The organism is uncultured Campylobacter sp. (assembly GCF_937980635.1).
GTDB lineage: Bacteria > Campylobacterota > Campylobacteria > Campylobacterales > Campylobacteraceae > Campylobacter_B.
Genome location: NZ_CALJPG010000009.1, coordinates 79,403 through 93,276, shown reverse-complemented (window position 1 = coordinate 93,276; position 13,874 = coordinate 79,403). Strand labels below are relative to the sequence as shown.

The 13,874-nt window shown below is 46.1% G+C and carries 14 protein-coding genes; 6 read left to right on the top strand and 8 right to left on the bottom strand.

Annotation, left to right across the window (positions count from 1 at the left end; translation table 11 throughout):
* Nucleotides 1-24 precede the first annotated feature (24 nt).
* Nucleotides 25-1,161: a PLP-dependent aspartate aminotransferase family protein gene (locus tag Q0460_RS01810; protein ID WP_299084128.1), complete on the top strand. Its 1,137-nt coding sequence runs from the start codon at nucleotides 25-27 to the stop codon at nucleotides 1,159-1,161.
* 356 nt (nucleotides 1,162-1,517) lie between these two features.
* Here Q0460_RS01810 and Q0460_RS01805 read toward each other — a convergent pair whose 3' ends face one another.
* The 4 genes from Q0460_RS01805 to polA form a co-directional block, all read right to left on the bottom strand.
* Nucleotides 1,518-2,507: a DNA adenine methylase gene (locus Q0460_RS01805; protein ID WP_299084125.1), complete on the bottom strand. Its 990-nt coding sequence runs from the start codon at nucleotides 2,505-2,507 to the stop codon at nucleotides 1,518-1,520.
* On the bottom strand, nucleotides 2,504-3,196 hold the full coding sequence (locus tag Q0460_RS01800; protein WP_299084122.1) for a restriction endonuclease: 693 nt from the start codon (nucleotides 3,194-3,196) through the stop codon (nucleotides 2,504-2,506). Before Q0460_RS01800 ends, Q0460_RS01805 begins: the two co-directional genes overlap by 4 nt.
* Nucleotides 3,196-3,987, bottom strand: coding sequence for a DNA methyltransferase (locus tag Q0460_RS01795; RefSeq protein ID WP_299084119.1), 792 nt, complete (start codon nucleotides 3,985-3,987; stop codon nucleotides 3,196-3,198). Before Q0460_RS01795 ends, Q0460_RS01800 begins: the two co-directional genes overlap by 1 nt.
* 96 nt (nucleotides 3,988-4,083) lie before the next feature.
* Nucleotides 4,084-6,900, bottom strand: a complete 2,817-nt coding sequence (polA, locus tag Q0460_RS01790) for a DNA polymerase I (RefSeq protein WP_299084117.1) — start codon at nucleotides 6,898-6,900, stop codon at nucleotides 4,084-4,086.
* Between the two features lie 144 nt (nucleotides 6,901-7,044).
* On the opposite strand from polA, the gene Q0460_RS01785 reads away from it, so the two are divergent.
* From Q0460_RS01785 to Q0460_RS01765, 5 genes are all read left to right on the top strand, one after another.
* Complete coding sequence (locus tag Q0460_RS01785) at nucleotides 7,045-7,389, top strand: hypothetical protein (RefSeq protein ID WP_299084115.1); 345 nt, start codon at nucleotides 7,045-7,047, stop codon at nucleotides 7,387-7,389.
* Nucleotides 7,390-7,406: 17 nt separating this feature from the next.
* The gene (locus Q0460_RS01780; protein WP_299084112.1) at nucleotides 7,407-8,582 is read left to right on the top strand and encodes a peptidase M50; all 1,176 of its coding nucleotides are present in this window, start codon (nucleotides 7,407-7,409) and stop codon (nucleotides 8,580-8,582) included.
* Complete coding sequence (locus tag Q0460_RS01775) at nucleotides 8,579-8,884, top strand: metal-sulfur cluster assembly factor (RefSeq protein WP_299084109.1); 306 nt, start codon at nucleotides 8,579-8,581, stop codon at nucleotides 8,882-8,884. Before Q0460_RS01780 ends, Q0460_RS01775 begins: the two co-directional genes overlap by 4 nt.
* A gap of 76 nt (nucleotides 8,885-8,960) precedes the next feature.
* Nucleotides 8,961-9,377, top strand: coding sequence for a hypothetical protein (locus Q0460_RS01770; protein ID WP_299084106.1), 417 nt, complete (start codon nucleotides 8,961-8,963; stop codon nucleotides 9,375-9,377).
* The gene (locus Q0460_RS01765) at nucleotides 9,377-10,048 is read left to right on the top strand and encodes a hypothetical protein (protein WP_299084103.1); all 672 of its coding nucleotides are present in this window, start codon (nucleotides 9,377-9,379) and stop codon (nucleotides 10,046-10,048) included. Before Q0460_RS01770 ends, Q0460_RS01765 begins: the two co-directional genes overlap by 1 nt.
* Nucleotides 10,049-10,143: 95 nt before the next feature.
* Here the strand turns inward: Q0460_RS01765 and Q0460_RS01760 are convergent, their stop codons facing one another.
* Genes Q0460_RS01760 through hsrA form a run of 4 tightly spaced genes read right to left on the bottom strand, consistent with a single transcriptional unit; the run spans nucleotide 10,144 to nucleotide 13,839 of the window.
* The gene (locus Q0460_RS01760; protein WP_299084100.1) at nucleotides 10,144-11,586 is read right to left on the bottom strand and encodes a Ppx/GppA phosphatase family protein; all 1,443 of its coding nucleotides are present in this window, start codon (nucleotides 11,584-11,586) and stop codon (nucleotides 10,144-10,146) included.
* Complete coding sequence (locus Q0460_RS01755; protein ID WP_005871264.1) at nucleotides 11,587-11,832, bottom strand: YfhL family 4Fe-4S dicluster ferredoxin; 246 nt, start codon at nucleotides 11,830-11,832, stop codon at nucleotides 11,587-11,589.
* A 49-nt stretch (nucleotides 11,833-11,881) separates the two neighbouring features.
* Nucleotides 11,882-13,129, bottom strand: coding sequence for a HAMP domain-containing sensor histidine kinase (locus Q0460_RS01750; RefSeq protein WP_299084097.1), 1,248 nt, complete (start codon nucleotides 13,127-13,129; stop codon nucleotides 11,882-11,884).
* Nucleotides 13,130-13,167: 38 nt separating this feature from the next.
* The gene (gene hsrA / locus Q0460_RS01745) at nucleotides 13,168-13,839 is read right to left on the bottom strand and encodes a homeostatic response regulator transcription factor HsrA (protein WP_005871260.1); all 672 of its coding nucleotides are present in this window, start codon (nucleotides 13,837-13,839) and stop codon (nucleotides 13,168-13,170) included.
* Between the last annotated feature and the right edge of the window lie 35 nt (nucleotides 13,840-13,874).

Genomic DNA, 13,874 nt, shown 5'->3' with positions numbered 1-13,874 from the left:
TCCATTAAATTTTAAGGAGAAAATATGAAAATAGATACCCTAATCGTAAAGGGCATAGAGGCCAAGTCCAACCCCCACAATGCGGTAATTCCGCCGATATATCTAGCCAGCACCTTCGTGCAAGAAAGCCTGGATGATTTCGGCAAATACGCTTATTCGCGCGGCGCAAATCCTACGCGCAACGCCTTTGAAGAGCTTTTTGCAAAATTTGAAGGCAGTAAATACGCCTTCGCGCTAGCCTCGGGTATGGCGGCTACGAGCGCTGCCTTTGCGCTGCTTAAAAGCGGAGATCGCGTGCTGTTAAATAACAACGTCTACGGCGGCACCTATCGCTACGTAAGCGGGATTTTTAAAAATCAAGGGATCAATTACGACTTGGTGGATGATCTAAATTTGATCACCGAAATTCCAAGCGACGTTAAAATGGTCTTCATCGAAACGCCCTCAAATCCGCTTTTGCGCGTAACCGACATTGAGCGCATCAGCGAGCTCGCGCATAAAAACGGCGCGCTTGTGGTGATGGATAATACCTTTTTAACCCCGTATTATCAGCGCCCGCTAGAGCACGGCGCAGACGTCGTAGTTTATAGCGCGACCAAATACATAGGCGGACATGCCGATCTGATCGCCGGCATCGTTACAACGAACGACGATGAGCTTGCTGCAAGAATTCAGTTTATGAAAAACACTCTGGGCGCGACGCTATCGCCTACCGATGCGTATTCGCTAATACGCGGACTTAAAACGCTAAGCGTGCGCTTCGACCGTCAGAGCGAAAATACGCTAAAGATAATAGAATTTTTACGCAGCAATCCCGCGGTAGAGGCGGTGAATTTCGCAGGCTCACATTCTACGAGCGAAAAAAAGATACAAGATCGCCAAGCTAGCGGCATCGGAGCGGTCATCTCGCTGGTGCTTAAGCCGCAATACGACTATAAAACCTTTGCGCGCAGCCTTGAGCTATTCGATCTGGCGGTTAGTCTGGGCGGCGTAGAAAGCCTGATCTGCCATCCTGCGTCGATGACGCACGAGAGCTATCCGCGCGAGCTGCAAGAGCGCATCGGCATCAGTCAAAATTTGCTGCGCCTAGCCATAGGCATCGAAAACGCGGACGATCTCATAGCGGACCTTGCCGCCGCGTTAGAAAAATCTAAAAAATAGGCGGCGCGAAATTTTCGTAAGCTCGCGGAATTTGCGCTAGCGCGAGCTTGATATTCTTTGTCTAGAATTTTACTTAGTAAGGATTTTTTGGATGCATAAGCCAAAAACCGTGAGCTTGTAATTTTAAAATTTCGATTTTGAGCTTGCGGCAAGTAAAATTCTAGGCTTTTCACCTATCGTGAATGGAAATTGTAATTTATAAAGCTCGCTAAATTTTTATAAAAACATAAAAATTTTATAACTTTGCCTAGTCTTTAAAATTTTAGAGTAAGTAAAATTTCATACAAATTCTCCTTGGAGGCAGAATTCTACTATTAAAATTTACCGAACTTATAAAACCTTGTCGTCCCAAAATTTTAAAATTTCTCTAAAATATGTAGGTATTCTAGAGTAGAGTTCGCCTTATGATTGCGATTTTGCTCCTTATCGGCACGAAACCTTTGGTACTGCCTCTTTACTAAATCATATCTGCCATATCTGCTTAAAATTTCTCGAATCTGCACCTCGCTCATAAGACCTTCATTGTTGTAGCTTAAAAAAATATATTTAAAATTTGCTTTTTTGATCAAATCCTCAAATACCATCATCACCGTTCGCTTCTTACACCAAAGCGATTTTTTATACTCTCTTAGCCCTGTTTTACCGCGCGGCACGAAGTCGTCGTAGAGCGTAATCGTATTTAGCAAATGGTAATTTGCTCCGTATTCGCGATGATTATACGGCGGGTCAAGATATAAAATATCACCAGAAATTTTCTCGATTAGTTTATTTACATCTGCCATATACACTTCATTTTGCCGCAATGACGGCGTAAATTTCGCCAAACTAAAATTTAGAGGTTTTATAGCTGCTTTTTTAAAAATTTTTAAAAAAGCACCGTAAACGGATGCTGTATTCGCCACCATATCGGCACTTTCAAGCAAGCTCGCAATCATAGCGAAATACTCATTTGAGTCAGGCTTAAGCTCTGAAATTCCTTGTCTAATTGCATCGATTCTGCATGCGTTTTCATCACTAAAATATTGTCGTCCATTGCCGCCACCAGGTGCATAAAATTCAAAAATTTTACCTTTTTTAGGTGGTAAATTAGTGTATTTATTCACTAAATTTTCTAAGTTGTTTTCGTCTAAGTCATTTTTTATATAGTGGTTATTTAAAGCGTAGCTATAAGGCTCTATATCGTTTGCGATTAACTTTTTAACACAATTTTTAAAGTATGTACCGACTACGCCCGTACCCGCGAACATATCGCAAAACGTTAAATTAGATAAATCGCCACCCACGACCGAGCTTATACTCTCATCCAAAAAACCGAGCAATGAAAATTTTGAGCCAATATAGTTCATTGCTCGTCTTGATATAGCTTGGTAAAAATAAACTCACTAGTATGCCTGGCTGCTTCATCTGCGATTTTTCTCACGCACTCTTTACGATATGCCACTGGATCATACTGATAACAGCCTACACAACCTAGATCATCCGTATAATCTTCACTTCCCGCATAAAAGTCATAAGGATTACCAAGCAAATTTTTAGCCCTCCAACGTTTATTTGTTTCTCTACACTTTTTACAAATTTGACGCTTTATATCATTTGCAGCTTTACAAAGTGGCTGAAAATCATCTAATCTTTGCGTAGCGGTATCGCTTACTCGCCAATCGTTTTTTCTGCCGTCTTTGTGGTCTATCTCTATTTTTGTATTTTCGCTAGTGCCATTTATACCTAGCATCACGCAATTTCTTGTCTTGTAAAAATTCTTTATATCTTGCCTAATATTTTGATTAAAATTTTGGGCTAAATTTAGCCCATTTAATCTAATAGCATCAATTGAGTTACCTCTTGTTCGACTTTTATCAAATTCAACGATATAATTTTTAGCTAATGTTGAATTCGCCCTACACCAGCTACCACCATTTCCAAGCTGCAATTCTTTATAAATTCCTATGAACTCGCCTACGCTCACCCATCTAGAAACACCATTTTTATTTGGCCTTGCAAGTTCTAAGAAAAGCTCTGTTTTAGTAGTTTTACTCATCAAAACTCCTTTTTAAAAATCAAAATATACTCATGCTTAAAAATATAATAGTCATTTTTTAATGCACGATACCGCCAAATTCCGCCCGCTCCGAGTTTACCGCGATTACCTTCGATATTTTTTACGATTACACCTTTTAATCTAGTTTTAAAATTTCTCTTTATCATATCAAGGCATAAAAACGATAGCAGTACAACCTCGCTATTTTTATAAATATCACCGATAATGACGGCAAAATATCTGTCTTTAGCTAGAAAATTTAAAGAATTTTCGCAACTTTTCCTAAATCCAATCAAAAACTCATCTATGCTTTTGCAGTTTGATAAGTCCGCCGGATTTTGGGTAAATCTGACAATATCATGATACGGCGGATGAAAAATCGCGAATGCCACTTGCTTTTGCCCTAAGAAATCAAGCGAATTTTGTATATAGATTTTAGCTGAGGTACTGGCATTGTCGCATAAATTTAAAGCAAAAAAATCTTGCGAACTACCGCTCATTTTAGCCTTTACATAGTTTAAAATTTGCTCATTTATATCAAGTCCGATGAACTTTCGTCCTAACTTTTCGCATTCAAAAAGACTTGTTCCACTACCGCAAAACGGATCCAGAACCGTTTCGCCTTTTTTAGTATAACGAGAAATCAACTGATACGCTACTTGCGGCACAAAATTTCCATGATAGACATTTTCGTGTTTTCCGCTTTTTTCGCGGCTTTGGATTAGCCACAAATCATCCGTCCAAACATCGCTTTCGTGCCAGTTTGATAAATCAATATCGTTAAATTTCATCTTTTACCTTAAATTTTTCACAATATACCTAAATCGCGCTGAAATTTTTACTAATCATCCAGGGTAAAATTTCTCTGCGCTTTAAATTTAGCGGAGCTACTTCAGCTCGCCCCAGCGCTTTGCGATGTTTAGGCTCGTCTTAAGCGGCACGTTCAGGCTCGCCGCGCTTTGCATTATCTCCTGCGCGCGCTCGCCGAAGCTCTGCGCCAAATCGTCCCGCACCTCGAAGATCAGCTCATCGTGGATCTGCAAAATTAGCCGCACCTCATCGTTTAGCAGCGGCGAAATCTCAACCATCGCCTTTTTGATGATGTCGGCGGCGGAGCCTTGAAATTTCGTATTCACCGCCTCGCGCTCGTAGCTCGCATAGACCATGTTGTTACGCGCGTTTGCGAAATCGAAGTAGCGCCTGCGCCCAAAAAGCGTGCTTACATAGCCGCTTTCTTTCGCGTCCGATTTTATGCTTTGCAAAAACTCCTTGATCGTGGAAAACGCCGCGAAATAGCGCTCGATATAGCCTTTCGCCTCGGCGCGCGCGATACCTAGGCTATCGCTTAGCTTACCCGCGCCCATGCCGTAGATAAGGCCGAAATTTATGCTCTTTGCGATCGTGCGGTGCGTGGGCTGTGCGTCGCCGAAGATGCTGATCGCCGTGCGCGCGTGAATGTCCTCATCCGCCCTAAACGCCGCCAAAAGCGCAGGATCGCGCGAGAAGTGCGCTAGTAGGCGCAGCTCAATCTGCGAGTAATCAAGCGAGATCAGCGAGTAGCCTTCGTCTGCTAGAAAGCAGTCTCGCACGTCCTTCGCAAACGTACCGCGCGCGGGGATATTTTGAAGGTTCGGATTTTTGCTCGCTAGCCGCCCGGTGGCCGTGCCGGTCTGCAAGAAATTCGATCTGACGCGGTTTTGCGCATCGGCCAGGGCAAGCTGCAGCAGCGGCTCGCAGTAGGTGCTTTGCAGCTTAAACAGCTCGCGGTAGTCTAAAATTTTACCCACCGCGGGATGCAGCGCCGTAAGATCCTTCAGCACGCTTTCATCGGTGCTATAGCCCGTCTTCGTGCGCTTCGCCGCAGGAAGCCCAAGCCGCTCGAAAAGCACGGCACCGAGCTGAGCGGGAGAGTTTATATTAAACTGCTCGCCGCAAAGCTCATAAATTTCATCCGTGAGCGCTCGCAGGGACTTTTCGTTACGCACGATAAGGCGCTTTATCATCTCTACGTCGATCTTGATGCCGCATCTTTGCATCTGCCAAAGCACCCGCACGAATGGGAACTCAAGCTCCTGCGCGAGCTTAAAAAGCGCGTGCTCTAACAGCTCCTTTAGCTTAAAATACAGCCTCAGCGTCACCCACGCATCCTCGCTAGCATAGATTGTAGCGGCGTCCAGCTCTACAGAGGCGAAGGTCTCGCCCTTTTTGACGACGTCGCCGAAATGCACGGTCTCATAGCCTAGATAGCGCGGCGAGATAGAGTCCATCCCCACAGCGTTTGCGGGATCGAGCAGCCACGCCAGCACCATCGTATCGGCAAAGCGCGCAGGCGGCTCAATGTTAAAATTATTTTTCACGATCTCAAAATCGTATTTTAAATTTTGCCCCACGACATATCCGCGAAACAGCGAGCCGATCGCAGCCTTTGCCGCGTCCGAAGAAATTTGAGCAGGAGCGCCCAAATAGCTATGCGCGAGCGGAACGTAGTAGGCGCACTCCTCGTTAAACGCAAACGAAAACCCCACGATCTTGGCGCTTTTGCTGTCGATGCTAGTAGTTTCCGTATCGAAGCTCACTAAGGTCTCGGCGTCCACTCCCTCGCACAGCCTTGCAAGCTCCGCGGCATCGGTGATACAAATAGACTCAAAGGGCGTTTTAAAAGCGCTCTCACAGCTTTGTCCGCCGCAAACAGAGCCGCCCGGGATAGAATTTTGCCCGTCTAGCCCCCCTACGGCAGCGCCCAAGATAGAGCCACCGCGAGACAGCTCTGCGCCCGCGCCTTCTCTACCCGCGCTTAAAACGGAGCTTTTTGTGCTTGTGCCTTTGCCCTCGCCCCAAAGATCAAGTCCGTTCTGCTCTTGCAAGCTTAATGCCGAAAGAAGCCTATTTAGCGCGTAATCTTTTAAAATTTCGCGAATTTTAAAAAGCGGATTTTGCTGCGGAAATTTCGCGTCCTCCAAAGGCGGGATTTCCAGCTCGTCGTAAAGCGTGGCCAGGCGCTTGCTTATGTAAGCGCTCTGCCTACCTTCTATCAGATACTCGCGCTGTTTGTTTTGCGGCAGGCGGTCTAAATTTGAATAGATCTCATCGAGCGAGCCCCATTCGTCTAAAAGCTTCTTCGCCCCCTTATCGCCGATGCCGCGCACGCCCGGGATATTATCGGCGCTGTCGCCGCAGATCGCTAAAAAATCCACGATCTGCTCGGGATAGACGCCGTAGCGCTGCAAACACTCATCCCTTCCGTAAAGCATCTTTTTGCCGTGACTGTAAATTTTAACGTTTTCGCCGATGAGCTGATACAGGTCCTTGTCGGAGGTAACGATGTTGATTTTATGCGTGGCGCCGTGCTTTTTAACGACGCTTGCGATGAGATCGTCCGCCTCGTAGCCCTCGCGCCCGAGCGAGTAAAGCCCCATCTTTTCGATCATCTCGATGCAGACGGGCAGCTGCTGCAAAAGCGCAGGCGGCGGGGCTTGGCGGTTAGTTTTGTAGTTCGGATCGATATCCGAGCGAAAGGTCTTGCCCTTGCTATCCAGAGCGAAAATTATATAATCGCTCTTAAATTCCTTCGAAAGATTTGCGATAAAGCTCGCAAACCCGCTCACCATGCCGCTGGGTTTGCCGTCTTTGGTTTTAAGCCCGCTCATAGCGTAGTAGAGCCTGAAAAAAAAGCCGAACGTATCGATGATCGTGATGGTCTGCATAATGGTCCTCGGATTTAAAATTTTAACGCGTAGTGTATTAAAATTCGGCTAAATTTACAAATTCCAAATAGGACTTGACCTACCTCATTTCAAAATTTTAAAATTTGCTATATAATCGCGCGAAATTTTAAAAAAGGATCAAGTATGGATTTTTTCACAGACTGGCAGGAGTTTGACGCAGCGGGCGCTACGGTGAAATTTTATAAAAAATCGCAAGACGGCGTGGAGTACATCGGCTTTGATTCGCGCAAATGCGTCCCGCCCGAGCCGATGGTAAATGCGCTGGTGGCGCTAAATTTCGTAAAAGACGAAACCAAAAAGGTTATCATGGTCAATCATAAATTTCCGATGGGGCTAATCCCGAAGATCGAGTCTAAATTTGACATTGCCCGCGAGGATCTGGACGGCGACGCGGTCAAGCTCACCATCAGTCTAAAGCCCGGCGCGGTCAATGAGGGCTTCGACACCGACGCGAAGTGCCACGGCTAAAGGGCTTTAAAATTTAGATGAATATCACAACCTTTTCGCCGCCGTTTCGCATCGTAGGCGGCTATTTCATCTGCGGCTTTATCTTTTTGCTGCTAAGCGCGGCGAGCTTTTTAAAGGCCGATTTCGGCGCGATCCAGGCGCCGCAGACGGCGAGCTTTTTTCACGTATTTTTGCTGGGATTTGTAATCAGCATAATCATCGGAGCGCTCTATCAGCTCACCTCCGTCATCATCCAAAAGGAATTTTTCACCGTCAAATTTGCGTTTTTAAATCTCCTCGCCTACGGCGTGGGCGTGGCTCTGCTAAGCGCGGGATTGCTGCTTTCAAGCATCCCTTTGATGCACGCAGGCGGCGCCGTTTTGCTGCTTAGTCTATTTTATTTTACGATCTGCTACGCGCTAAGCTTCATCGGCACGCCCAAATGGAGCTTCCCCGCCGTAGCACTTGCGATCTCGGCTGCGTTTTTGGCGGTAGGGATCAGCCTTGGCTTTGCGCTCGTGCTAGCGCTTAGCGGCGTGGAGATTTTCGGAGTGTATTTTTCAGAAATTTTATCCTATCACATATACTTCGTGCTGGGCTTTGTGTTTTTCGTCATCGTAGGCGCTGCGTGCGTGCTGCTGCCGATGTTTAGCCTGGCGCACGATCTAAGCTTCGCACTAGCAAAAGCTTCGCTGGCGCTGTATCTGCTCGCGGGGCTGTTTTTGCTAAAAGACTTTGGAATTTTCATCGCATTTGCCGCGCTTGCGAGCTTTGCAGCTCAGGCGATCTACATCCTAGCCAGGCGAGTGCGAAAAGCGATCGATTATTGGAATTTAAACGTCTACATCTCGCTGGCGGCTTTGGGATTTAGCGCGGCATTTTGGCTCATGGGTCGCGCAGATGCGGCGGCGTTTGGGCTGCTATACGGCTTTTTATTCGCCTTCATCGTCGCGCACCTTTATAAAATCGCGCCTTTTCTCATCTGGTACCACTACGTCTCGCCCTTCGTCGGCAAGCGCAAAATCCCTATGCTGGAGGATATGATAATCAAAAAGATCGCCTACGCAGCCTGCGTGCCGAACGTCTTAGCGCTTGCGTGCGCGGGCTTTGGAGCGCTAACGCCTGCGGTTATCTTGCAAGCGGCAAGTATAATTTTGGTGCTAATCAACATCGTAAATATCTTTAACTACATAAAATTCGGAGAGGAAAAATGAAAGTAACGAAGGAGAAAATTTACGAGGCGCTTCGCGCCGTGGTGGACCCCGAGGTGGGCTTTGACGTCGTGTCGCTAGGGCTCATCTACGATGTAGCGGTAGATGAGGCGAACAACGTCAAAGTCACGATGACGCTATCGACTCAGTCGTGCCCGCTGCATGAGATGATGGTGGAATGGGTGCGCGCAGGTGCCGAGAGCGTGGATGGCATCGGTGAGGTGGAGATTGATCTCGTCTTTGAGCCGATGTGGAATATCGACATGGCGGAGGATCACGTCAAAGAAGCGCTCGGTAGATTTTAAACAGCTTTGCCGCGCCCCGTAGTTTAAGCTTTGAGATTCTAAAATTAGACTTCAAATTTATACTTAGGGGGCTGCTATGAAAAAATTTACCGACGGCGAGAAAGAGATCCTGCTTCAAACGCACGGGCTTAGTTTGATTTCAAAGACTCTACAAAACGGCAAAGAAAGGCTGAGCTCTAAAGAATTCGCAAATTGCGATGCCTTGCAAAAAGCTTTCGTAAAAAAGCAAGTTGATGTCCTAAAAAAGGGCTTCATCTACGAAAACAAAAAAGCAAAATTCGGCGAAGCAATAGCGCATGCCTATATCGGCGGCGGATACAGCGGGGCGCTTGGATTTGCCGAGTTTGAGGATAAATTCTACGTTTATAAATGTAATTTTGACGAGCATGGCTGCGATTATTTAATCGTGCTGGACGGCGAACTAAAAACTCTTGCGCAAATTAAGCTACCAAAAATTTTAGCGTGGAAAATGACCGCTACCAAAAAGCTTTAGTGCTTGATTTGGACCACGAATTCTTTCTTTTTGACGGAGAAAAATTCAGCAGGCTTTTTGAAGCCTGGGGTATCACAGGAGGAGGCTTTAGCTCTGCTCTAAGCGGCAATGGCGAAATTCTAGCCTGTAGCACGAACGGAATTTTAGCTTTCGGAAGCGACAAGAAGCTAAATTTTAAAACGGATTTTTCGGTAAAAACGATAGGCTTCGGCAATAAAATTTGCGCAGCCTGTGGGGGTGAAGGTGGCAAAAATATCGCCAGGCTCTACCGCCTAAAAGACTTCGCCGAGCTTTGCCGTATCGAATGCGACGTGGGCTATATCCACTCCCTAAACGTGGGGCTCATCAAGAATGATGCGATTTTAGTCATAAATAACGGCTTTGATGAGCTGTATTTTTGGGACGTCGCAAGCAAAAAGCGTCTAAGCGTACCAAAAACCTTGCCAAGAAGCGTGATGAGGTTTGCCGCAAACGATCAAATTTTTCTTACGTATTTTTACGGTGGATTTAAAGCATTCAGCTTGGAGGATTTTCGCCTCTTAGGCGAGTTTGAGTGCGAGCACTGCGTCAAAACTGCCGCTATTGAAATCTCGAGCGAGCGCCTTTACGTTCGCACCGACTACGGATTTTTTAGCGTCTATTCTTTAGCCAAGAATGGAATTAAAATTTAAAAAGCGCTATTGATAGGGATTTATCGCCCGCTTCAAGCTCCTAAAATTAAACAAACTCCGCCCGCCTTAAACTTACGCGACAAGCAGGGCGCCATTTAAAAGAATTTTATCGCAAAAATTGCGGGTTTTGCGAGCTTTTTAAGGCTTCCTTTAAGCATTATCAAATTATCCGCGCCGGAGATTTTAAGAGTGGAATTTTCAAAGCTAAATTCTAAATTTTTTAGCGCGTTTTCGCTTAAGAGGCGCGCAAGCTCCAAAATATAGCTCAGCCAGGCGAGCTTGCCGGCATCGGGCAAAATCGCGCTCAAAGGCGCGAACGTAGCTCCCAGCTCGCGCTTTCCGTGCATCGAGATGATCGCGGCTATGAGCGCTTTTTCTTTGTGCGTCGTGCGGTAGTTCAGCCCGCCGAGCACCATATCCGCGCTGGTTTCGTGCTTGGCATAAAAGCCGATCGCCCGCCCGATCTCGCAAAGCGATGCTGCGGTTTGTAGAATTTTAATATATTTTTCGCCCAAGCCGTGTAGAGGCAATAGCGCGCAAAACAGTGCTTTCGCAAACTTCGGAGCCTCGCTCGGCTCGGAAGCGAAGCGATCTTTAAGGCTTCTTAGGCTCGGATTAAAGCCTCTAGGCAGGTTTGCGCCGCGCAGAATCGAGCTTAAAAACGCCCCCTCGCGCACTCCTACGCCGCTGGTGATGATCTTTTTCGCCCCTAGGCGCCTTACGATCTTATCAAAGATAATGGCGCCCTCTCTTATCGTGTCGTAGCGGTCTTTTTTGATCGGGAATTTCGCCAGATCAAGCGTCTTTGCGCTCATCAGCTTGGCAAAAAACGGCGCGTATTTTTCGTAATCGTAGCTGAAATTATGCACGATCTTTAGCGGATGGTTTTGTAGGCTCATCACGGCGCCCGAGAGCGCTCGCGCGGAGCCGCCCATTACGATTAAATTTTGCGTGCGAAATTCGGCACCTACCTGCGAGATCGCGCTGTTTATGTATTTCTCCAGCCCCTTTGTGTCGCCGCGGTCGAAAAACAGCTCCTTTAGCCGCACCGTGCCTAAATTTAGAGAAATTTTATTTTCTATCCTGCCGTTTTTGATGTAAGCAAGCTCGGTCGAGCCGCCGCCGATATCTAACGTAACGCCCTCGGAAAAGTCGCTAAGCAAATTTTGCGCCGCATAGGCGCCTAGATACGCCTCCATCTGCCCGTCTATCTTGCGGATCGCAATGCCAGTTTGCTTGCGGACGAGATTTATAAACTCGCTCCCATTCGGTGCATCGCGAAGCGCGGATGTACCGATGCAAAGCACGCGTTTGGCTTTGTAATTGCATACCAGGGTTTTAAATTTTTTAAACGCCAGCAGGCATTTTTGCATCGCTTCGGGAGTTAAAATTCCGCCGTTTTCGTAAGCGCCTTCGCCTAGGCGGATCTTGATCTTGTGCTCGGCCAAAATGAAAAATCCGAGCCTACTCGTGCGCTCGAAAATCACGGCTCTGGCGGAATTTGAGCCCAGATCTATGACTGCGACGCGCTTGGGCATTTAAATTTCCATATGGACGTGTTTGTATTTCAGCTCGTCCGCCGTCTCGATATTATCGGGATCGGTGATGATACACTCGACGGGACAAACCACGATACAAGCGGGCTCGGAGTAATCATCTACGCACTCACAGCATCGATCGGCGTCTATGATGTATATCGGCTCATCCTCAAAAATAGCTTCATTAGGGCATTCCTCGCGGCAAGCGTCGCAACTGATGCATTCTTTTGTAATCAACAATGACATATAATTTTACCTTACGAAAAAATTTATGGCGTTTATACCATAAAAAGCTTCATTTTGTTTTAAAATAGCGGAATTTCGGGCTATTTCTTAAATTTTTTAGCGGAAGTTTGAAAATCGCGACAATTAGCGAGCGCCCTTTGTCGTTTTTAAGATCCACTTGCGCACCCATCGCTTGAGCAGCATTTTTGGCTAAAAATAACCCAAGCCCAGCTCCCGGTTTGCCGCCGTAGCGCTTAAAAGGCGCGAAATAATCGATCTCTTCGTTAAGCGGCTCGCCTTTGTTTGCAACTTGCACGATGAAATTTCCGTTCGAAATTTCGCTCTCGATCAGTACTTTTTCGCCGTCCGGAGAAAATTTTATGGCGTTTTGGATAAAATTTTGAATCACGTGCATAAAGAGACTTTTCTGCACCGAAATTTCAAGCTGTTCAGGCTTAAGATCCATCGTCAAGTCCTTGCCTGCCGTACGCGCTAAAATCGTGAAATTTACGCACAGCTCCTTGAGATAGGCGATCATATCGATCTGCTCGGGCGCCTCAAACTGCGCCCCCTCCTGTCGCCCGATCTCTAGGATGGAGCTGATCATCTTATTCATACTATCGATCGAGTCGTTATTGTTTTTAAGCGCCTCGATATATTTCTCACTCTCGCGCGGCTTAATTAGCGTAACTTCGTTTTTGGTTTTCATCACCGCAAGCGGAGTTTTAAGCTCATGCGCGATGCCGATAAAAAGCTCTTTTTGATACAAAATGAAGGTCTCGATGCGCTCAAGCAGGCGGTTTATGCTGTTTGAAAGCGGGCTAAATTCACTTGGAATTTCCGCTGCGTCGATCGGCTTTAGAAATTTCTCATCCACCGAAGCAAGCCTTTGGCTAATCAGCTTAATCGGCATCAGCAGCATGCGCGAGAGAAACATCGCGTAAAACACCACCAAAAATATCATAGTCAAATTTACTAAAATTATGTCGATGAGTATTTGATTTACGATGTTTGCATAGACGCTCACGTCTGCTTTAATGCTTAAAATTTTATCCTTACCATAAGGATAGTGCAGCTGTAAATAGCTCCTGCCATCCTCGAAGCTTTCGATAAATTTAGGTTTATTGATACTTTCGTTTTCGATGATTTTGCTTTCGTATTCACCGGATGCGTCTTGTAAAAAAGATGAAATTTTCTCAGACGGCACGGAGGCGTCTACGATTTTTTGCGCTCTTTGGATTAAATTTTGAACGGGAGTTTCAAAGATGGTAATTCTCATATAATTATAGAGCATTACCGAAAAAATGACAATTAGCATCAACGAAGCGGATGCTAATTGTATTACAAAGCGGACTCTTAGGCTTTTTGTGGAAAGCAAAATCTATATCCGCGTCTGCGAACGGTCTCGATCGTAGAGATATTTAGAGGCTTATCCATTTTCTGCCGAATTTGATTGATCGCTACTTCAATGACATTTGGCGTAACGAGCTCGGGCTCCTCCCAGATAGCGTCTAGCAGCTGCTCTTTGCTTACGATCTGATCGCTGTGGCGCGCCAAGTGAGTTAGCACCTCAAACGGCTTGCCCTTAAGCTCGATCTCTTGACCCAAGTAAGTAATTTTTTCCTCATCAGGATCAATGATAAGATCGTCGATCTTGATGATATTTGAGCCACCGAAGCGAAGTCTAGCCTCAAGGCGTGCTACTAAAACATCAAAGTCGAAAGGTTTTTTGATAAAATCGTCCGCACCCGCGCGAAGCGCTTTGATCTCACTTTCTTTATCGTCTTTTGCAGATAACACGACGACGGAGGTGCGCGCGGATTTTTGCTTAACTAATGCGATGAGATCGATGCCGTTGCCGTCAGCTAGCATCCAATCGGTTAGCACCAAATCATAATTTCTAATGCCGATATAATACTCTGCGTCCTTAAAACTCTCGGAAGTATCCGTCTGATAGCCGAACTCCATCAAGCCCTCCGCTATCGTCTTGTTTAAAGTCACCTCGTCCTCGACTATTAAAATTCTCATTTAATTTCCTTGCCTTAAAATTTTGCGGCGATTTT